The sequence below is a fragment of the Streptomyces sp. NBC_00873 genome, from assembly GCF_045207415.1.
Taxonomy (GTDB): Bacteria; Actinomycetota; Actinomycetes; order Streptomycetales; family Streptomycetaceae; genus Streptomyces.
In genome coordinates this window covers 194,239-212,869 of record NZ_CP108803.1, presented here as the reverse complement: position 1 = coordinate 212,869, position 18,631 = coordinate 194,239, and the positions used below count along the sequence as shown (strand labels likewise).

Here is an 18,631-nt window from a genome sequence, read left to right as displayed (position 1 = left end):
TCCGTCTCTCTTTCCCGAGGCGCGCTGCGCGAGGCTCTCACGCAGTCGGGTCAGCCGTTGCTCCCGGCGTCGAGGGCGGCGAGCCTGCGGCCGACAACCCTGGAGGTGGAGACGCCGGGCTCGACAGAGCCACACAGCGGCGGCGGGTCCTGGACGAGTAAATGGAGGCGGTCGGCGCAGCTGCGCAGGTCCTCGACGGTGAGTCCGCAGGTCAGCAGGTCTCCGATGATGCGGACCGACGAGCAGCGTTTCGTCAGCCGTTGCTTCATCGTCGGCACAGGCTGGGCGGTGCCTGCCGCACCTTCACCGTTCGGCAGGTAGTGGTCACCCACACCAGCGTGACGGGTACGGGTACGTACCCGTACCCTGGAGGAATGGGAAGGAGCACGACAATGTCCGATGCCAATGTCCGTATCCCCGAAGAGGCCAAGGACCGGCTCGCCGCGATCGCAGCTGCTGAGGGGCTGTCGCTGCGCGCCTATCTGGCTCGTCTGGCCGAGACCATGCTCACCCCGGCCGAGCGTGCCGAGCGTGCCGAGAAGGCCCTTGCTGCACTGAAGGAGTGGAACGGCTACGCCCCCACCCCGGCCGAGCAGGACGACCTGGACAGTGAGCTGGACCGGCGCCTGGCCCAGGTGACGAGCCGGTGACCGACGCCATGCATATCGTCCTGGACGAAACGGCGATGGCCGCAGCGGGTCAGGGCAACGTCCTCGCGTCCCGTCTCATCCACCGGGCCCACGCCGAATCCGGCTGGTTCCTGTACGCCCCGGCGTGTGCGCTCGTCGAAGCCGACCGCGCACGGCCCGGCACAGCCGAGCACCTTGCCGCACTGCCGGGTATCACCGTCCTGGACCTGGATCTGGCTGCGGCCCTGGCCCTCGCCCGGCAGGAAACATGGGCTGCGGCCCACAGCCAGTACGCAGCGCAGCCCACACCCGACCGCCCCGACGGAGCGATCATCGCCACCACCACCCCGAAGCGGTGGCAGGGCGAGCCGGTCCGTGTACTGGACCTCAACGCCTGATCCAGCCCCGCCGTCTGAACGGCGCCCCTCTGCTTCCGAGCTGGAGACCGCATGAGCATTCAGGTGCGTGGATACGAGCGCCTCCTCGCAGCGCCCGACGACACCGCTCCTTTTGCCGACGGGACGCCTTTCCTCGGCATGCCCGGCTTCTGGTCCTCCTACTTCCTGGGGCAGGGCGTCGCGGAGGAGGAGCTGCGCCGTTGCATCCAGGTCACTGTCCCCCGCGATGAAGGGAAGAAGCCACTGGTCGCCCGCTTCGGCGGGATACCGCTCAAACGGCAGCGCACGGCCGTTCTCACTGACATCCGGCCGGTCATGGCCAGCATGAAACGCAACGAGCTGATCCATAGGCTCCTCGCCGAATGCTGCGAGATGTGCGAGGCGCGGACGAACCTTGAGGTTCACCATGTCCGCAAGCTCGCTGATCTCAACCGGCCCGGACGCCGGGAGAAACCCGCATGGGTCCGTCTGATGGCGATGCGACGGCGCAAGACCCTGGTGATCTGCCGTCGCTGTCATGAAGGCATCCACGCGGGGCGTCCCACCGCAGTACTACGGAAGTGATCACTGGAGAGCCGGATGCCTGGAAATCGGGCCCGTCCGGTTCGGGAAGGGGCCGTCGGAAAAGGACCCGCGCCACGGGCATCTCGTCGGCGGCCTACTTCACTCTGAGGGGGGACCACTGCCCGGGTTCAAGGAGTCGTCGCAACACTTCCGTTTTATGTTGATAGTAGATGACTGTTGAGAGTCTCGGAGGGTGTCCTCCAGCCCAAGGTTTTGCGGGGGCGGCCGTTGAGGGCAGCTGCGACGGCAGCGAGATCCTCGCGGGTGTGTCTGCTGAGGTCGGTGCCCTTCGGGAAGTACTGCCGTAGCAGCCCGTTGGTGTTCTCATTCGTGCCGCGCTGCCAGGGGCTGTGCGGGTCGGCGAAGTAGATCTCCAGGCCGGTGTCGATGCGGAGTTCGGCGTGCTGCGCCATTTCCGAACCCTGGTCCCAGGTAAGGGACTTGCGTAGTTGGGCGGGTAGGCGGGTGATCGCTTCCGTCAGGGCGTCACGTACGGCTGCGGCTCCGTGGCCGGCCAGTGCGGGGCCGTTCTTGGCCCGTGTGCCGTCGTGGCCGGGCATGGGCGGTAGGTGCAGCAGCATCGTGAACCTGCTGGTGCGTTCGACCAGGGTGCCGATCGCGGAGCTGTTGAGGCCGATGATGAGGTCGCCCTCCCAGTGGCCGGGGACCGCCCGGTCCTCCGCCTCGGCCGGCCGCTGACTGATCAGCACGTCCTCGGTGACGAACTTCTTCCCCCGGCCGGCGGTGCGAGCCCGGGGCACCCGCAGCGCACGGCCGGTGCGCAGGCAGGCGACCAGCTCGCGCTTGAGTGCTCCCCGGCCCTGGATATAGAGGGCCTGGTAGATCGCCTCGTGAGAGATGCGCATGGAATCATCATCAGGGAAGTCGACCTTCAGCCGGTGGGAGATCTGCTGCGGACTCCACGAGTTGCCCCAACGGCGGTCCTGGCGCCTCGGCTTGTTCCGTCCCTTCCACGGCGGTGCCGCAGGTCCCGGCGCCGGCATGCCGTCCGGGCGGCGGATCTCTCCGGCCAGGCGGTCCTGGACGTACTCGTGCAGCCGCTCGCTGCAGGCAAGTTTGGACGGCTTCGGCCGCCGCGCGGCCAGCTCGGCCTTCCACTGCGCGATCGACGCCCGGTAGGCGAGTTGTCCGCTGCGGGTGGCCGCATTGCGCCGCAGTTCCCGCGAAACAGTGGACGGGTGCCTGCCCAGCCGACGGGCGATCTCCCGGACCCCGGTGTTCTGAGCCTTCAGCACAGCGATCTCCTCGCGCTCTGCAAAGGAGAGATACCTGCCCGACACCGGGCCCAGCTCGATCGACGGCATACCGCCACGTTCCCGGAACCATCGTGAGCCGACCGGCCCCGACACACCGCACGCGATCGCCGCGTCCTCGCTGGTCAGCCCATCAGCGATCTTCTTCCAGAAGGCACGCTCCACATCCCGGCGGACCGGCGGCCTGCCCGGAGACCGCATCGCCGGGCGCCCCGTCACCGCCGTCGTCCACCCTGCCGGTCGCCCCATCGGACACCTCCATGATCGAGGTGTTGCGACGACCGGTTGAATCCACCCTGCAGCAATGCAGCGGTACTACCCGACGAGCGCTGGTTCGGCCTGCTGACGGACAAGCGGATACGCGGCGGAGTACACAGGAACCTCCAGGCCCTGGAGCGCGACATCCGCGCCTGGATCGCCCAGTGGAACGACAACCCGAAGCCGTTCATTTGGACCAAGGACGCCGACGAGATCCTCCAACGCCTCGCGACATATCTTGATCGAATTCCCGGCGCAGAACACTAGGCTCACGTCGCGTTGCTATCACTGCTCCCCATGCCTTCGCTGCTGTGTGAGTGGGGGACTGGCTCCATTGCGGCCGGACCGGCAAGAGCGAACTCATGCACGCCAACCGTAGCGGCGCTCGGGTCTGCCGGCGGCTCCGTACCGCAGGGACACCTCGGCGCGGCCGGTGTCGTGGAAGTATTCGAGGTAACGGCGGGCGCTGACCCGGGAGATGCCGCTCCGGGCCGCGCACTCGGCGGCGGACAGCGTTCCGTCGGTACCGCACAGTGTGCGTTCGATCAGCTCCGCGGTCTCCACGCTCATGCCCTTCGGCAGCGCGACACTCGGCGCCGGCAAGCTGGCCCCGGTCAGTACCCGGTCCACGTCGGCCTGACCTCTGACGACTGTGGTGAGCAGGCTATTGCGCTGGGCGGCGTACCGTACGAGGCGGGGACGCAGGTCTTCGAAGTCGAACGGCTTCAGCAGGTAGTTGACCACGCCCTGGCGGACGGAGCGGCGGACCGCGTCGGCCTCGCGCGAGGCGCTGATCACCATGACGTCACAGTCGTGCCCGGCGGTCCGCAGGCGTGGAATGACGTCCAGGCCGAACATGTCCGGAAGATAGAGGTCGAGCAGGACCAGGTCGGGGCGCAGCTCGCCGACGGCCGTGATCGCCTGCTCGCCGGTGTTCGCCGTGCCGACGACCCGGAAGGGCTCGACGCGGTCGACGAAGGTCTGGTGGACACTTGCCACCATGAAGTCGTCGTCGACGACCAGTACGTCGATCATCGGGAGGCTCCTTCCGGTACCGCGCCGGCCAGGTTGCCGACGGACATCCTCGCGGTGAACATGGCGCCGTCGGGCGTGTTGGTCACCGCGACCTCGCCGCCGCGGCGCTCGCAGACGAGCCGGGTGAGCGCCAGCCCGATGCCGCGATCCCCCTCTTGGGCAGCCTTCGTGGTGAAGCCGTGCAAGAAGACTTCCTGGGCGAGCTCGGGCGCCACGCCGGGGCCTGAGTCGCGCACCACGATCTCCACGCTGGATGCGTCCTGCCGCAATTCGACCTCCACCCAGGCATCGTGGCCGTCGTCGCCCGCCGCCGCGGCGTCGACGGCGTTGTCGACGAGGTTGCCGATCACCGTCGCCACGTCCACCGAGTCCTCCGGCGCCAGCCGGTCGAGCGCCGTATGCTCCGAGACGCGCAGCACGACCTTCCGTTCGGCCGCGAGCGAGGACTTCGCCATCAGCAGAGCGCCGACGGCCATGTCGCGAACCCGTCTGGTCAGGGTCGTGTCCAGCGACTGTCGGTGTCGGCTCAGCGCGCGGACGTACTGCACCACCTCGTCGTGCTTACCGATCTGGATCAGCCCGGAAATCGTGTGCAGCTGATTGGCGAACTCGTGGGCCTGCGCGCGCAGCAGCTCGGCGGAGCTGCGGAACGATCCGATCTCGCGTTCCAGCTGCGCCAGTTCGGTACGGTCCCGCAAGGTCGTGACCGAGCCGAGCTGGCGGCCGTCCTTGGTGACGGTCATCCGGTTCATCACCAGAACCCGACTCCGGCGTATGACGACTTCGTCGCGACGCTCGGCCGTGTCACTGGGGGATCCGGCGAGTACGTCGTGCAGTCGGCCCTCAATCCGGAGGTCGGCCAGGCTCATCCCCACACAGTGCTCGGGCAGATCGAGCAACCGCCTGCCGACCTCGTTCACCAGTGTGAGCCGCAACTGCGGGTCGAGGGCGATCACGCCTTCCGCGATCCCGTACAGCATTGCCTCACGGTGCTCGGCGAGCCCCGCGATCTCGCGTGGCTCCAACCCGAGGGTCTGGCGTTTGGTACGCCGGGCCAGCAGCCACGATCCGATCAGGCCGAGCCCGCTCGCAATGCCAAGGTAGGCGAGCAGATACGATGACGCGCCACTCAGTCGCTGCCAGATCGTCGGTGACGCCTCACCGATCATCACCGTGCCGAGATGTCGGCCGAGGTTGGGTTGAGCCGCTTTGATCACCGGCACCTGGGCCACCAGCTCATGGGTACCGTCCAGGACCAGATCCCCTGACCAGCCGCGAGCCTCGGCGACGCCGGGGCCGAGCGGCAACCTTGTACCGATCATCGTGGGATTCGTGGAGCTGACAATCCTGCCGCTGCTGTCGGCGACCGTCACGGAGGTGACGCCCGACTGGGTCAGCGTGGTCTGGACGAGCGGAGCGAGCGTCTCACCCGGTGCCGGCCGGCCGAGCTGACTGGACACCAAAGGGTTGCCGGCCAGCTGCTCGGCCAGCGCGGTGACCCGGCGTCCTTCGACCCGGTTGAAGGTCGCTTCCGACTGGGCCAGCGAGACGGCGGCGACCGCCAGCAGCACCACCACGACGATGGCGAGCTGGAGTACCAACAGCTCGCCCGCGAGGGTATGGCGGCGAAAAGTTACGACCACAATTAACTCAATCTTCAATGCTGACACAACACAGACGTGGTGTCTGCCGAGTCGCACAATCATGGCGTCCGACTGCCGGAAGTGAAAGAGACAAGCCATGAGAACTCGCAGAGCTGCTGTCGTCAGTGCCTTGGCCGCCATGTCCATGCTCGCGGTAGGCGCCTGCGGCGCCACCGCGGAGAAGGAGGGGACGGGCAAGAGCGACGAGCCCGTCACCGGCCTGCGGATCATGGTCCCCAACACCCCGGGCGGCGGGTACGACACCACGGCGCGGACGGCGGCCAAGGTGATGGAGGACACCAAGATCGCGTCCGGAATTCAGGTGTTCAATCTTCCGGGCGCCGGCGGCACGGTCGGCCTGCAGCGCACCGTGAACGAAAAGGGCAACGGCAAGCTCACCATGCAGATGGGACTAGGAGTCGTCGGTGCTTCGTACGCCTCGAAGTCGAAGGCGACGCTCTCCCAGACCACACCGATCGCAAAGCTGATGGAGGAGGCGGGCGCGATCGTCGTGCCCAAGAACTCTCCGTACAAGACGATCGACGATCTCGTCACCGCCTGGAAGAAGAACCCCAAGAGCATCGCAGTCGGGGGCGGCTCGTCGCTCGGCGGACCGGACCACCTGCTTCCGATGCAGCTCGCCAAGACGGTCGGCATCGACCCGAAGAAGGTCAACTACATCGGCTACGACGGCGGTGGTGAGCTGCTCCCGGCAATCCTCGGCAACAAGATCGCCTTCGGTGCCAGCGGTTTCGGTGAGTTCCTCGACCAGATCGAGGCGGGTCAGGTGCGGGTGCTCGCGGTGACCAGCGAGAAGCCGGTCGACGCCCTCAAGGATGCCCCGACGCTGAAGTCTTCGGGCATCGACCTGGTCTTCACCAATTGGCGCGGAATCGTCGCCCCGCCCGGCATCAGAGACGCCGACAAGAAGGTCTGGATCGACTCGCTGACCGCGATGCACGACTCCAAGGAGTGGAAGGCCGAGCTGACCAAGCACGGCTGGACCGACGCGTTCACGACAGGCGACGAGTTCGCCACCTACCTGACGGAACAGGACAAGGCCGTCGCCGACATCCTCACAGAGCTCGGCCTGGCATGAGCCTGGACGTCACTGAGCGCACCGACTCGGGCTCCCGCCCGTCCCCGGGCGGGGACCGCGCACAGTACGGTGTGTGCGCGTTCCTCGCCCTGTTGGGCGTGCTGGTGATCGTCGACGCCACCGGGATCGCGCACGCGACGAGCAGCACCGACCCGATCGGGCCGCGCACAGTGCCGGTGCTCCTCGGCGTACTGCTCCTTCTGATCGCCCTGGTGTACACCGTCGACGTCGCGCGGGGCGGCCGCGCTGAACCGGAGGCCGGCGAGGACGTCGACCTGACGAATCCGATCGACTGGCGCACCGTGCTGCTGTTGATCGGCGCGTTCGTCGTCAACGCGGTGTTGATCGAAGCCCTCGGCTGGGTGATCAGCGGAGCCCTCCTGTTCTGGGGAACAGCCTTCGCCCTGGGCAACCGGCACTACCTGCGCAACCTGGCGATCGCGGTGGCGCTGTCGCTGATCACCTTCTACGCCTTCGCGATCGGGCTCGGCGTCAATCTCCCGGCCGGCGTGCTGCAAGGAATCCTGTAATGGACAACCTGAATCATCTGCTCGAGGGGTTCGCGCACGTCGTCACCCCGATGAACCTTCTGCTGGCGTTGATCGGCGTCACGATCGGCACGGCGGTCGGGGTCCTGCCCGGCATCGGCCCGGCCATGACCGTGGCCCTGCTACTGCCAGTGACGTACGGAATGGAGCCGACCCAGGCATTCATCATGTTCGCCGGCATCTTCTACGGCGGCATGTACGGCGGTTCGACCACCTCGATCCTGCTGAATACGCCCGGTGAATCGTCCTCGGTCGTCACGGCCATCGAGGGCAACAAGATGGCCAAGGCCGGCCGGGCGGCGCAGGCGCTCGCCACCGCGGCGATCGGATCCTTCGTCGCCGGAACGATCGGTACTCTGCTGCTGGTGCTCGTCGCCCCGCTCGTGGTGGATTTCGCGGTCGGCCTCGGTGCACCGGACTACTTCGCGATCATGCTGCTGTCCTTCATCGCGGTCACCGCAGTACTCGGCTCGTCACGCATCCGCGGATTCGCCTCGCTGCTCGTCGGCCTAGTGATCGGCATTGTCGGAATCGACTCGGTCTCCGGGCAGCAGCGGCTCACCTTCGGCATCCCCCAGCTCGCCGACGGCATTGATGTGGTGGTGGTCGCCGTCGGCATCTTCGCCGTCGGCGAGGCCCTCTGGGTGGCGGCGCATCTGCGGCGTAGGCCCGCAGGGGTGATCCCCGTCGGCGTGCCGTGGATGGGCCGGGAGGACTGGAAACGGTCCTGGAAGCCATGGCTGCGCGGCACCGCCTTCGGCTTTCCCTTCGGGGCCATGCCGGCCGGTGGCGCGGAGATCCCGACGTTCCTGTCGTACGCCACAGAGAAAAAGCTGACCAAGCACCCCGAGCAGTTCGGCAAGGGGGCGATCGAGGGAGTTGCCGGCCCGGAGGCAGCGAACAACGCGTCCGCGGCAGGCACCCTGGTGCCTATGCTCGCCATCGGGCTGCCGACGAACGCGACCGCCGCGGTGATGCTCGCGGCATTCCAGTCGTACGGCATCCAGCCCGGCCCTCTGCTGTTCGAGCGCGAGTCGGGGCTTGTCTGGGCGCTGATTGCCAGCCTGTTCATCGGCAATCTGCTGCTGCTCCTGCTGAATCTGCCGCTTGCGCCGGCCTGGGCCAGGCTGCTGCGGATACCGCGCCCCTATCTGTACGCGGGAATTGTGTTCTTCGCGTCGATGGGTGCCTACGCGGTCAACGCCCAGCCCTTGGACCTGTTCCTCCTCCTGACGCTGGGGCTGATCGGTTTCGGGATGCGGAGATTCGGGCTGCCGGTGCTGCCGCTCATTGTCGGCGTCATCCTCGGCCCCCGCGCGGAACTGCAGGGCCGGCGGTCGCTTCAGCTGTCGGGCGGCGAACTGTCCGGTCTGCTGGGCGGACCGGTGTCCTATGTGATCTACGCGGTGATCGTGCTCGTACTGGCCTGGCCGCTGGTCCGCCGGTACATCGTGCATCCGCTCGTTGAGCAACGAGCCTGAAAGGGGCAGTCATGACGGTACTGGTTGGATATGTGCCCTCGCCGGAAGGAGAGTCGGCCCTGCGCGCGGGAGTCGACGAGGCCCTCACCCGGGGCGAGACCCTGCTGGTGATGAATGCCTCGCGAGGCGACGCGTACGTCGACCGCGGTTTCGCACAGCAGAAAGACCTCGACCATGTCCGACGGGACCTGACCAAGCTGGGTGTCGACTTCGACATACGCCAGGTGGTCGGCGGGCGCGATGCCGCCGAGGAGATCGTCGAGCTGGCGGGGTCGTCCGAGGTCTCCCTGGTGGTGATCGGGCTGAGGCACCGCAGCGCGGTCGGCAAGCTCCTCCTGGGATCCTCGGCGCAGCGGATCCTCCTGGATTCGCCGTGTCCGGTCCTCGCGGTGAAAGCAGATTCCTGACATTCCGTCGCCTCGGGGTGCGTCCTGGCCAACCATGCACGAGTTCGTCAGCGACCCTGTCTACACGATTGGGTACCAGTGGTTCTGAAAACCTTCGGATGGTCGTTCGCGATTACCGCGCTCGGCCTGGTCGCAGCGGTGCTCTACGGGGGGTGGGAAGCGTTCGGTGTGGTCGCGATTCTTTCCGTCCTCGAGATCTCGCTGTCCTTCGACAATGCGGTGGTCAACGCCGGAATCCTGAAGAAGATGAATGCCTTCTGGCAGAAGATCTTCCTCACGGTCGGTGTACTCATCGCGGTCTTCGGTATGCGGCTGGTCTTCCCCGTCGTGATCGTGGCCATCACCGCCAAGATCGGGCCCATCGAGGCGGTCGATCTCTCGTTCAGCCAGCCCGACCGCTACCAGCAACTGGTCACGGACGCCCACCCGGCGATCGCCGCCTTCGGTGGCATGTTCCTTCTGATGATCTTCCTCGACTTCATTTTCGAGGACCGTGACATCCAGTGGCTGCGCTGGATCGAGCGCCCGCTCGCCAAGCTCGGCAAGGTCGACATGCTGTCGGTCTGCATCGCGCTCATCGTGCTGCTGGTCTCGGCCATGACCTTCGCGACCCAGGCGCACCAGCACGGCGGCGCGCACGCGGACAAGGCGGAGACCGTCCTGCTCGCGGGCGTCGCGGGTCTGATCACGTACCTCATCGTCGGCGGTCTCTCCGGCTACTTCGAGAACAGGCTCGAGGAAGAGGAGGAGCGCGAGAACGAGGCCGAGGAGGAAGCCAGGAAGACCGGCAAGAAGATGTCGGCGGTGGCGCTCTCCGGCAAGGCCGCGTTCTTCATGTTCCTCTACCTCGAAGTCCTCGACGCGTCCTTCTCGTTCGACGGTGTCATCGGCGCCTTCGCCATCACCAACCAGATCGTGCTGATGGCCCTCGGCCTCGGCATCGGCGCCATGTACGTCCGGTCGCTCACCGTCTACCTGGTCCGCCAGGGCACCCTGGACGACTACGTCTACCTGGAGCACGGCGCGCACTACGCCATCGGCGCGCTGTCCGTCATCCTTCTCATCACCATCCAGTACCAGATCAACGAGATCATCACCGGTCTCGTCGGCGTCGTGCTGATCGGCTGGTCCTTCTGGTCCTCCGTCCGGCGCAACAAGGCGCTCGCCGCAGAGGAGTGGTAGCCACAGGAAGCTCTCACCGGCGTGTGACCCGGCGGGGATTGATGGGCGTCGACCACGGCCGGACCGGCCAGGCCCAGCTAACGGGGAGTGTAAAAAAACTAACGGCGGATCTGCTGATCAAGGAAGAGACGCCAAGCGACTGTGCAGGGTGTGGAGTTGGATTCGATCGAGGCCACTGGTCCGGCGGTTCCCGGAGGGGTGCCGGATGACCAGCTGATCTCGATGCTGATAGACCGGGCCCGGTCGGAGGGCCTGCAGCTGACTGGGGAGGGCGGGCTGCTGCAGCAGCTGACGAAGCGGGTGCTGGAATCCGCCCTGGAGGGCGAGATCACTGATCACCTCGGCTGCGACAAGCATGAGGCGGCCGGGAAGAACAGCGGCAACAGCCGCAACGGCACCCGAGCAAAGCAGTGCTCGGCGCGGCGGGGATCGGGCGGCCTGGAGCTGGTGTTGCGCGTCGGCGGGGCTGCCGCGCTCCGTGCCCTACTGAAGGCCCCCTCAGGTCCCGTGGTCTTACCCGTCGGCGCGGTCGTCGTCAGCGTCCGGCTGCGCGGGCAGGGCCTGGCTGGCGGACACCGATTCCACTTCGCCGATGTCCTGCGGCGTGAGGTCGATGTCGGAGGTCTCGTCGTCGCCGGGTCCCTCTGCCTCTCTGCGGGCCTTGCGCCGGTCATTGAGAAGTGAAAAGACAACGGCGGCGAAATAGAGCACCCAGATCGGCGCGGCCAGCGCCAGCATGGTCAGCGGGTCCGTGCTCGGCGTCGCCACAGCCGAAAAGACCGTGATCCCCAGGATCATGCGGCGCCACCAGCCGAGCATCCGCCGGCCGGACAGCACTCCGGTGAGGTTCAGCATCACCAGTAGCAGCGGCATCTCGAAGGAGAGACCAAAGACGACCACCATGCGGGTGACGAGGTCGAGCAGATCGTCCAGCGGCAGCAGGTTCTTCACCCCGTGCGGGGTGAAGTCGATCAACACCTTCGCGGTCGTGGGCAGCACCTTGTAGGCGAAGAAGGCGCCGCCGAAGAACAGCGGGACGCCCGCGCCGACGAACGCGTAGGCGTATTTCCGCTCGTGCTTGTGCAGGCCGGGGGCAACGAACGCCCACAGCTGGTACAGCCATACCGGCGAGGCCAGCACGACGCCAGCCATCAGGGACACCTTCAGCGCCAGGGTGAAAGGCGCGAGCAGACCGTTGATAGTGATCCGCGCGCAGGTGGTGTCCGCGGTCTGCTTGGCCAGATCGGCGAAGGACGTCGGGCAGCCGACCGAGTCCAGCACCGGCCTGGTGAAGAAGATCATGATGTCCTTGTAGTAGAAGGCTGCGGCAATCGTGATGACCAGGATGGCAAGGACGGCCTTGGCGAGCCGGTTGCGGAGCTCACGAAGGTGCTCCGCGAGCGGCATCCGCCCCTCGGGATCCTTTTCCTTGTTGCGGGCTGACTGAGGCACGCCACGTCCTCATCTCGTGCGGCAGACCGGAGACTACCGGCCCTGCGTTAGTACTTGATCGTCTCCGTCACCCGGTGGGGCGCGAGCTCGCCATGGCGCCGGTTGCGGCCGGTAGCGCGTCCAGGAGGCAGTTGGTCCAGGTCGGTACCACTTACCGCGAGCTGATCGGCCCTGCCCAGCCCGAGGGTGGGCGGCTCACGAAGGTCCTCAGACCGTCCACTGTTACGCGCCGCGCTTGAGCCAGGAAACAGCGCTGCTCCGGCCAAGACGCCGGCCGGTACCGCAGACAACGACGCGGGCGGCCCGACAGCGTAAGAGGTGAGCCGGCCGGGGAGGCTTCGGGCAGCGTCTCGTGCGGGGATGAGCCAGGGGTGCGCAGGACCGGGCTCAGTCTCAGTGGTTGGTCGTGCTGTCCGTGGGCGCGGTGCGGGCGGTGGCGGTGTCTCCGGGAGCGCCCGAGATCGTCCGCGGTCCCGGTCCCGGTCCCGGTGCAGGCTCAGGCTCGGGGCGTGGCTCGTTTGAGGCGCCGTCGTCCTTCATGGCCTTGGTCTCGCTCTTGAGGATCCGCATGGACTTGCCCAGCGCCCGGGCCGTGTCGGGTAGTTTCTTCGAGCCGAAGATCAAAACTACTACCGCGACCAGGATCAGCAAGTGCCAGGGCTCCAGCGCATTGCGGAACATCGTCACACCACCCCTTCGAACGCGTCGGCCCTCATACCTGCCTCGGCGATCCGTGCCGCTTGTTCCTGCGCGGCAGCGGTGGGAGCGGGAGCGACCGCGGCGCATCGTGTCTTGCCGCCCCAAGCATGCCCCCATCGCTCTCCGGGCGCGCGCAGAACTTCGGCCGCTGCCCAAAGAAGCGTCCCGTCCACGACCGGGCCTTGCAGAAGGTTGACGCGGCGGGAGGCGCACACCTTTGGCCGCGGACGACGGCCCGCTGCCGCCGGCGGGCGCGTCCAGCACGGTTGCCCGTCCGCCGATACGGCGAGGAGTTCCCCTTCCGCGTCCCGGCCGCACTCGGCCGGGACACCATGCTGCTGGACGCGGTCGATGTCCACGACCCGGCAAGGCTCTACACCGACGGATGGCTGGCACTCGTCGTCGCAGAAGGGGATCCGCAGGAGGTGGCCGGGCAGGCCGGCGTCCGTGCCCGCGCCCGCGGTCTCGTGCGCGGGCGCCTGGGAGGAGGTTTCCCGGTGCACTTGGCACGGCGGTTTCACCGGTGTCCGCCGCCCGCGCCATCGGGAGATTCCCACGGCGTCGTCCAGCCAGGCCTCACAAGTGAATTCGTCGCCCGTCGCCGCAACCGCGGGGAGCTCGCTTGGCAACAGGTGTACGACGAGGCGCAGTTCGCCGCCTGTGACCTGCATGGCCACCTGCGTCGGCTGCCCGGCCCGCGGAGTGTGCGGGGGCGTTTGGGCCGGATGGACGCCCAGCCGCTGCCCCTGGGAGCAACCACGTTCGGGCACCTGGAACAGCCGATGGGTCTTCGCGTTCGGCCACGGTGCGTTCATCGGCTTTCCCTGGCGTGACCGTTCCTGTCGCCGACCGGCGTGATGTTCACGCATGGCTGTCGGGCATGTGAGGCGAGGCGAGTGGAGGGGGCCGGCTGCCGCGGGGGCGTGCCGGGTGTCATTGTCCTTGCGGGTCATGGGTCCTTCTCCTTGTCGGATCGGGGTCGATTCAGATTCTGGGGCGCCCGGCAGCCGTCCAGGCGGCGTACTCCTGGCGGACGTAGAGGCGGTGGCTGGGGACGAGCGTGATCGCGTCGGGGTGGTGCGGGCCGGCCACCAGGTCGGGATGGCGACGGTCGTGCAGGACGAGTTGCTCGGCGGTTTCTGCGGCGGCTGCGACCGGGCCGGGGCCGGGGTCGTCGAGGGCCATCCGGTCCATGAGGGCGGCCCGTCGTAGCAGCCAGGCGCGTTCGGCGGCCGTCGCATCGACCAGGGGGCCGGTGACGGGCCTGGCCTGGCGGCCGTCGCGTTCGGCCCCGAGAGCGAGCACTTGGTGCATCTCGCGGCGCAGGTCTGGCGCATTCGCGTACGCCTCGTGCGGGGGCGGGGCGCCGATGCCCTCGCCGCTGTTCGGGGTGACGTCCACGCTCATATCTCCGCCTGTACGCAGGGGCCGGCGCCGCAGCGTTGACACAGCACCGTGTCGTGGTCGTGGTCGCCGTGATCAAGGGCCGATGGGTGTGCTGCGGACCGCATGGGCACCCGGGCCGGGCCCGGGAAGCCGTCGACGGGGCACGGCTTGTGGGTCGCGAAGGCCCACTCGGCGGGGCCGTCGGGTGACCCGGCGCCGCAGCCGCCCCCGGTGACCCGTCGCTGTGCTGCGGTGCCGGCCCTGGCAAGGGGCCGCAGTTCGTGCGGAACGCCCGGCCCGGTCATGGCGAGCACCTGAGGCAGGCGCGGACTTCGCGGCTGCTGCGTGTCTGGTGGACCTCGGTCGACTGGGCGAGGTACTGGACGATGCCAGTGCCGCGGCCGTGTTCGTCGGGGGCGATGTCGGGGCGATGGCGCTCCACTGCCATGCCGGAGTCAGTGACCACAATGTGCAGAGTGCCGTCGTCGAGGACGAGCAGCAGGGTCATGCGATCGCGGCCGTACTGGGCGGCGTTGGCGGCGAGTTCGTCGACGATGAGAACGGCGGAGTCCCGCTCGTTTGCGGGCACGCTCCAGGTCTCCAGCAGATCGGCCGCGAAGTGACGAGCGGCGGAGACGTGCGTTTTCTGCGCGGGCAGGGTGAGCAGCGCCTCGTGGCGGCAGGGCTGGCCGAGCAGTGAACTCGGGCTGGGGGAATCGGTCACAAACATGGTCTTCTGGCTCTTCTGTGGATGTGCGGAGAGCGGAACGGGGGAGACCACCAACAACTTCGGGGGCGGTCGGTAGGCCGGATCCTGAAGGGGCGCGCTCATTCAGTTCCACGGGCGACGCATGCCGAACGGTTCGAGCTGTTCGCCCCTTTTTCTCGACTTCTTGCGGGTCACGTCGATGCCGGCGGCCTGGCTGGGCTCACTCGCCTCTGCCGGGGCTCGATGCCGTACTCGGCCGGACCGGGCACCGGCAGCTCGTTCCCTCGCCCGTGGTCTTCCGGACGGCCCTGCGGGAACGTCGCGCCGCAGGGCCGGACGAGCGTCCCTGCCCGCGTCTCGGCTCGGTCGCGGCCCTCGGCGCGCAGACATCCTGGACCGTCTTCTCCGGGCTGCACGGACTTCGGAGGAAAAAGGCGAGTTGAGGTCGCCGGCCGTTTGGTGAACCGCATACCTCTGCTTGCGCGCGGGACGGGGATCACTTCGGCCGGGCCCTTGCTGAGGCCAAGGGCGGCGCCACTGGCCACCCGGAGAGGGAGTGCACGCCCCGTCGGCGCACTCACGCATCAAGTCGGCTGAGGACGCAGCCGGTTCGCCGGAGCCGGGGTGAGAGTCACCAGCTTCCGGAAACCGTCGGCGCGCCGTGAGAAGGACCCGGGTGTCGGCTTTGGCCTCCTCCCGGCGGAGGTTGAGGTGTATGCCTTCGGCCCCGCACAGCCGTGCCCACCCATGTACGCGGCCGGCACCCGAGAAGGCCCGGCGCGGGGGTGACCGGCCTGCCACTGCCGGAAGCCGCGTGACGGGAGCGGGCAAGAGCCCCGCGAACGAGCCGCAGAACTGCCCGGTGCCGACGCAGTCCCCCGATGACAGGCTGTGGGGCGAAGCAGCCGCAGCATCTGACCGGGCCCGGGGACGTGTGGCACCACAGCGGCCAGAGCGACGACCGCTTGCGGTCGCCCCTCGACCCGCTGGTCGTGCACCCGGACGGTCTTTACCTCGATCAGCCCGGCCGCGCAGGTGATCTTTTCCGGCCGGTGGCAGCCGCTTCGACCACGAGCCGCCTCCGCGCGCGTGGCGCCGATCAGCCCCTCGGCCACAGAGGCGCCGGTGTCGGCCTCCGAGGCCGCCGCGCTCATCCGTCGGGTGCCGTTGTCGGACGATCTCGCCGATCCCGGAGCCGTGCGGCGTGGTGGCATCGGTCGACGACGGTGGTCACGAGCGTGCCTGCGCAGCCGATGTCACGAGCACAAGCCTCCTCGATGGCCATCGGCTGGACGCCCTGTGTGCGCTTCTTCAGCCTGGCCCACCGGTCTTGAGGCGGCTCGCTTCTCGTCGACTGCCCGGCCCCCTCGCCGCTGACGGCCCGGCCCTTCGGTGGCGACGTCTTCTTGGCCTCTTGTGCCGCCGTGCGCTCACACCCAACGGCTGTCGTCATGTCACTGGGCGGCCAGGCCGCCCAGTGACATGACGACCCTGGCCTCGCCTCACGCCTGGATTGTGACCAGCTTCTGACCGTTGTCTGCGAGGATCTCGAAGTGGTCGATGGCTCCCGGGGACATGGCAACCGCCCCTGGGATCGTGGTGCCGGGAGGGTACTCGCCTGCCCGCCAGGTAGCGCCGTCCGTTCTGGCTCCGCCGGGTCCGACCGCCTGCAGCCGGCAGGTGATTCCGGCGGGTGCCCCCTTGGCGGAGACCTGCAGGGCACTGCCCCAGGCAGAGGGCGAGACCTTCACCGAGGCGGAGACGCCGGTGGTGGGATCGCTTCCGGAGAAGGTGCGCCAGGCAATCGGTGCGGTCGGCCCAGGCGGCGTCGCCAGACTGCCCACGGATCCGACGGCCGCCAGCCATGTGCCGCCGGCCGCTGCCGCGATGAACATCAGCGAGGCGGCCGCGCCGGCCAGTTGCAGACGCCAGGTCCTGCGGCGCCGGGCCGCGGCCTGCTGGAGCAGCCTCTCCAGCACACCCCCTGCTGGCGCCTTCGACACCGTCGGCGCGGCGGGCCGTTCGGGCAGGGAGCCCTGCGCGCTTTCGGCTGCCCGTGCCACCAGCCGGTCGGCCAGGTCCCCGTCGGCCGTCGGCACCGTCTGGCCTGAGACTTCGGCTTCGGTCACCGTCGCCAGCAGCGGAGGCAATCCCGCCAGCCGGGTGTGTTCGGCCCGGCATTCGGCGCATTCCGCGAGGTGGCTGCGCACCCGTTCCATTTCTGCCGAGGGCAGCGTGCCCAGGACGTATCCCCCCAGCGCCAGCCGGAGGGCGTCGTACTCCGCACTCATGGTCGCCACCTCCTGCCCGCCGCGGTCATGGCTCGATGCCCCGTTCCTGCAACGCCAGTCGCAGGGCGTGCAGGGCGTAGTACGTCCGCGACTTCACGGTGCCCAGCGGAATGCCCAGCACCTGTGCGGCCTCCGCCATGGTCCGGCCCCGGTAGTAGGTCTCCAGCAGGACGGCGCGGTGGTCCGGGGACAACGACCGGACGGCGTCGGCAACCGCCCAGCTCTGCAGTGCCTGCTCGATCTGGTCCTCGCCCGGCGTCTGCTCGGCGGCCCGCTGAAGGGCCTCGCCGCCGACCTCGGCCGGCCTGGCCTGCCGGGCCCGGTGGGCGTCGATGACCAGGTGTCGGGCGACCGTACACAGCCATGCCCGGGCCGGGCCGCGTGCGGGGTCGAACGCGGCGGGATGCTGCCACGCTCGCAGCAGTGTCTCCTGCACCACATCCTCCGCCCATTGCCAATCTCCTGAGGTCAGTCGCAGCACGTAGTGGAACAGGGCTCCTGCGTGCTCCGCGTACAGCGTGCGCAGCAGTTCCTCATCTGCGGTCGAAAGCGTCCCTTTACCAGAGACACGGTGCGCGGAGCGATCCGGATCGGTCCTTGGACCACGTTTTGGGAAACTCCAGTGCATAGGCCGATCATCGCGCACATGTACTGCTTTGTCCTATAACGCACAGCGCGATGCCGGTGACGTTCCGTGAGCGTCATGGGTGATATGTCCATGTCGGGCCTTGTGGCACCAAGAGGGCCAAGCGTGCGCGGCGCCCGGGAGGCCGGCTGATCTGCGGCGATGCCAAGAGGTCTCACAAAAAGTGCAAATCTACCGAACCGTGGGACCCCCGCCGTCCGTGGAGCCGGACAAGAGCCGACTCACGCGCAATTCCTCATCGATTCCCCATGCGACAAAGGATGGATCAGAGGTGACCGAGATGTACCACGCGACGGACGCGCTCATGGCGCCGGCCAAGCTCACCCCGCCCCCGTGCATCCAAGTAGGCGCCACCGCGCAGTCTCCGCCCGTGCCCAGCGCACACCGCGGCGACGGCTCTACGCGCACAGTGATCGAGGGCCGCGCAACCACCGGGACAGAACTCCGCCCGGCCCGGCGTGCGCACCACCCGTATGGGCACCGCCGACCTGCCCCGAGTCACTCGCGGCCCCCCATAGGGGGAACTGCCGCATGCCGCCCGCACGCTCGCGGCGCGCAAGGGCGGACGTGCAGCGCGGGTCACGTCGAGGCGAGCCGCCGGACCGGGGCGGCACCCATGCTCGTTCGCCGGGTCCGTGAGGGGCACGCACCCATGAACACAGCATCCACTACATATTCCTGCGGTTACGTGCGCCGAGCCGGCGCAGTCCCCGTCTCCGCCTGATCAGTGAGGAACGGACACCGTGTACCTGAACTTTCGCACACCAGGCAAGCGGTCACGCGCTGCGGCCGGGCTGGCTGTCGCCATCATCGCCACTGCCGGCGCGGTGGGGCTCCTCAGCTCATGCGGCCAGTCGTCGCATTCCTCGGCCAGCGGAGTCGGCGCCATCACACCCGGTCCGGGTCAGCACCAGACGGCAGGGATGCCCG

The 18,631-nt window shown here is 68.2% G+C and carries 19 protein-coding genes and 2 pseudogenes; 10 read left to right on the top strand and 11 right to left on the bottom strand.

Features of this window, described 5'->3' with window-relative positions:
* Positions 1–50: 50 nt before the first annotated feature.
* Complete coding sequence (locus OH809_RS00980; protein ID WP_406514809.1) at positions 51–332, bottom strand: hypothetical protein; 282 nt, start codon at positions 330–332, stop codon at positions 51–53.
* Between the two features lie 60 nt (positions 333–392).
* On the opposite strand from OH809_RS00980, the gene OH809_RS00975 reads away from it, so the two are divergent.
* From OH809_RS00975 to OH809_RS00965, 3 genes are read left to right on the top strand one after another with little or no spacing between them, the layout of a single operon-like run.
* A complete protein-coding gene (locus tag OH809_RS00975) occupies positions 393–650 on the top strand; it encodes a hypothetical protein (RefSeq protein WP_030936061.1) in 258 nt (85 codons plus the stop codon).
* Positions 651–658: 8 nt separating this feature from the next.
* A complete protein-coding gene (locus tag OH809_RS00970) occupies positions 659–1,027 on the top strand; it encodes a hypothetical protein (RefSeq protein WP_406424648.1) in 369 nt (122 codons plus the stop codon).
* Positions 1,028–1,078: 51 nt separating this feature from the next.
* Entirely contained in the window at positions 1,079–1,591 is a 513-nt protein-coding gene (locus OH809_RS00965; RefSeq protein ID WP_406415442.1) for a hypothetical protein, read from the top strand.
* Positions 1,592–1,746: 155 nt separating this feature from the next.
* Here OH809_RS00965 and OH809_RS00960 read toward each other — a convergent pair whose 3' ends face one another.
* A complete protein-coding gene (locus tag OH809_RS00960; protein ID WP_406416556.1) occupies positions 1,747–3,114 on the bottom strand; it encodes an IS30 family transposase in 1,368 nt (455 codons plus the stop codon).
* 75 nt (positions 3,115–3,189) lie between these two features.
* Between OH809_RS00960 and OH809_RS00955 the strand changes: the two are divergent.
* Positions 3,190–3,390: pseudogene (locus OH809_RS00955) on the top strand (IS630 family transposase); the annotation flags it as partial.
* Between the two features lie 93 nt (positions 3,391–3,483).
* Here OH809_RS00955 and OH809_RS00950 read toward each other — a convergent pair.
* A complete protein-coding gene (locus tag OH809_RS00950; RefSeq protein ID WP_406514808.1) occupies positions 3,484–4,158 on the bottom strand; it encodes a response regulator in 675 nt (224 codons plus the stop codon).
* On the bottom strand, positions 4,155–5,801 hold the full coding sequence (locus OH809_RS00945) for an ATP-binding protein (protein WP_406424646.1): 1,647 nt from the start codon (positions 5,799–5,801) through the stop codon (positions 4,155–4,157). Before OH809_RS00945 ends, OH809_RS00950 begins: the two co-directional genes overlap by 4 nt.
* 97 nt (positions 5,802–5,898) lie before the next feature.
* Between OH809_RS00945 and OH809_RS00940 the strand changes: the two genes are divergently transcribed.
* The 6 genes and pseudogenes from OH809_RS00940 to OH809_RS00915 all read left to right on the top strand — a co-directional run.
* Positions 5,899–6,900 (top strand): Bug family tripartite tricarboxylate transporter substrate binding protein, encoded by a 1,002-nt coding sequence (locus tag OH809_RS00940; RefSeq protein ID WP_406415438.1) that lies wholly within the window; start codon positions 5,899–5,901, stop codon positions 6,898–6,900.
* Positions 6,897–7,430, top strand: a complete 534-nt coding sequence (locus OH809_RS00935; protein WP_406415437.1) for a tripartite tricarboxylate transporter TctB family protein — start codon at positions 6,897–6,899, stop codon at positions 7,428–7,430. The genes OH809_RS00940 and OH809_RS00935 overlap by 4 nt, the downstream gene beginning before the upstream one ends.
* Positions 7,430–8,929, top strand: coding sequence for a tripartite tricarboxylate transporter permease (locus OH809_RS00930; RefSeq protein ID WP_406415435.1), 1,500 nt, complete (start codon positions 7,430–7,432; stop codon positions 8,927–8,929). The genes OH809_RS00935 and OH809_RS00930 overlap by 1 nt, the downstream gene beginning before the upstream one ends.
* 11 nt (positions 8,930–8,940) lie before the next feature.
* Positions 8,941–9,336 carry a universal stress protein gene (locus tag OH809_RS00925; RefSeq protein ID WP_406415433.1) on the top strand — a complete coding sequence of 132 codons (396 nt, stop codon included), beginning with the start codon at positions 8,941–8,943 and terminating at the stop codon, positions 9,334–9,336.
* Positions 9,337–9,414: 78 nt separating this feature from the next.
* Complete coding sequence (locus OH809_RS00920) at positions 9,415–10,518, top strand: DUF475 domain-containing protein (protein WP_406415431.1); 1,104 nt, start codon at positions 9,415–9,417, stop codon at positions 10,516–10,518.
* Between the two features lie 222 nt (positions 10,519–10,740).
* Positions 10,741–10,926, top strand: a pseudogene (locus tag OH809_RS00915) (transposase); the annotation flags it as partial.
* Positions 10,927–11,031: 105 nt separating this feature from the next.
* On the opposite strand, the gene tatC reads toward OH809_RS00915, so the two are convergent.
* The 7 genes from tatC to OH809_RS00880 all read right to left on the bottom strand — a co-directional run bounded on the left by tatC (position 11,032) and on the right by OH809_RS00880 (position 17,683).
* Positions 11,032–11,970, bottom strand: coding sequence for a twin-arginine translocase subunit TatC (gene tatC, locus OH809_RS00910; protein WP_406415429.1), 939 nt, complete (start codon positions 11,968–11,970; stop codon positions 11,032–11,034).
* A 393-nt stretch (positions 11,971–12,363) separates the two neighbouring features.
* Positions 12,364–12,651, bottom strand: coding sequence for a Sec-independent protein translocase subunit TatA (gene tatA / locus OH809_RS00905; RefSeq protein WP_406424644.1), 288 nt, complete (start codon positions 12,649–12,651; stop codon positions 12,364–12,366).
* A gap of 2 nt (positions 12,652–12,653) precedes the next feature.
* Positions 12,654–13,484 carry a hypothetical protein gene (locus OH809_RS00900; protein ID WP_406514807.1) on the bottom strand — a complete coding sequence of 277 codons (831 nt, stop codon included), beginning with the start codon at positions 13,482–13,484 and terminating at the stop codon, positions 12,654–12,656.
* Positions 13,485–13,653: 169 nt separating this feature from the next.
* On the bottom strand, positions 13,654–14,076 hold the full coding sequence (locus OH809_RS00895) for a hypothetical protein (protein WP_406415425.1): 423 nt from the start codon (positions 14,074–14,076) through the stop codon (positions 13,654–13,656).
* A gap of 280 nt (positions 14,077–14,356) precedes the next feature.
* Complete coding sequence (locus OH809_RS00890; protein ID WP_406415423.1) at positions 14,357–14,887, bottom strand: ATP-binding protein; 531 nt, start codon at positions 14,885–14,887, stop codon at positions 14,357–14,359.
* Between the two features lie 1,379 nt (positions 14,888–16,266).
* On the bottom strand, positions 16,267–17,055 hold the full coding sequence (locus OH809_RS00885) for a zf-HC2 domain-containing protein (RefSeq protein WP_406415421.1): 789 nt from the start codon (positions 17,053–17,055) through the stop codon (positions 16,267–16,269).
* A gap of 25 nt (positions 17,056–17,080) precedes the next feature.
* The gene (locus tag OH809_RS00880; RefSeq protein WP_406415419.1) at positions 17,081–17,683 is read right to left on the bottom strand and encodes a sigma-70 family RNA polymerase sigma factor; all 603 of its coding nucleotides are present in this window, start codon (positions 17,681–17,683) and stop codon (positions 17,081–17,083) included.
* Between the last annotated feature and the right edge of the window lie 948 nt (positions 17,684–18,631).

Excerpts from the sequence above, each read along its gene's own strand:
- OH809_RS00900 (WP_406514807.1), bottom strand. The coding sequence starts at position 13,484 with ATGAACGCACCGTGGCCGAACGCGAAGACCCATCGGCTGTTCCAGGTG.
- OH809_RS00970 (WP_406424648.1), top strand. The coding sequence starts at position 659 with ATGCATATCGTCCTGGACGAAACGGCGATGGCCGCAGCGGGTCAGGGC.
- tatA (WP_406424644.1), bottom strand. The coding sequence starts at position 12,651 with ATGTTCCGCAATGCGCTGGAGCCCTGGCACTTGCTGATCCTGGTCGCG.
- OH809_RS00930 (WP_406415435.1), top strand. The coding sequence starts at position 7,430 with ATGGACAACCTGAATCATCTGCTCGAGGGGTTCGCGCACGTCGTCACC.
- OH809_RS00965 (WP_406415442.1), top strand. The coding sequence starts at position 1,079 with ATGAGCATTCAGGTGCGTGGATACGAGCGCCTCCTCGCAGCGCCCGAC.
- OH809_RS00925 (WP_406415433.1), top strand. The coding sequence starts at position 8,941 with ATGACGGTACTGGTTGGATATGTGCCCTCGCCGGAAGGAGAGTCGGCC.
- OH809_RS00880 (WP_406415419.1), bottom strand. The coding sequence starts at position 17,683 with ATGCACTGGAGTTTCCCAAAACGTGGTCCAAGGACCGATCCGGATCGC.
- OH809_RS00895 (WP_406415425.1), bottom strand. The coding sequence starts at position 14,076 with ATGAGCGTGGACGTCACCCCGAACAGCGGCGAGGGCATCGGCGCCCCG.
- OH809_RS00960 (WP_406416556.1), bottom strand. The coding sequence starts at position 3,114 with ATGGGGCGACCGGCAGGGTGGACGACGGCGGTGACGGGGCGCCCGGCG.
- OH809_RS00885 (WP_406415421.1), bottom strand. The coding sequence starts at position 17,055 with ATGAGTGCGGAGTACGACGCCCTCCGGCTGGCGCTGGGGGGATACGTC.
- OH809_RS00940 (WP_406415438.1), top strand. The coding sequence starts at position 5,899 with ATGAGAACTCGCAGAGCTGCTGTCGTCAGTGCCTTGGCCGCCATGTCC.
- OH809_RS00890 (WP_406415423.1), bottom strand. The coding sequence starts at position 14,887 with ATGAGCGCGCCCCTTCAGGATCCGGCCTACCGACCGCCCCCGAAGTTG.
- OH809_RS00935 (WP_406415437.1), top strand. The coding sequence starts at position 6,897 with ATGAGCCTGGACGTCACTGAGCGCACCGACTCGGGCTCCCGCCCGTCC.
- OH809_RS00975 (WP_030936061.1), top strand. The coding sequence starts at position 393 with ATGTCCGATGCCAATGTCCGTATCCCCGAAGAGGCCAAGGACCGGCTC.
- OH809_RS00950 (WP_406514808.1), bottom strand. The coding sequence starts at position 4,158 with ATGATCGACGTACTGGTCGTCGACGACGACTTCATGGTGGCAAGTGTC.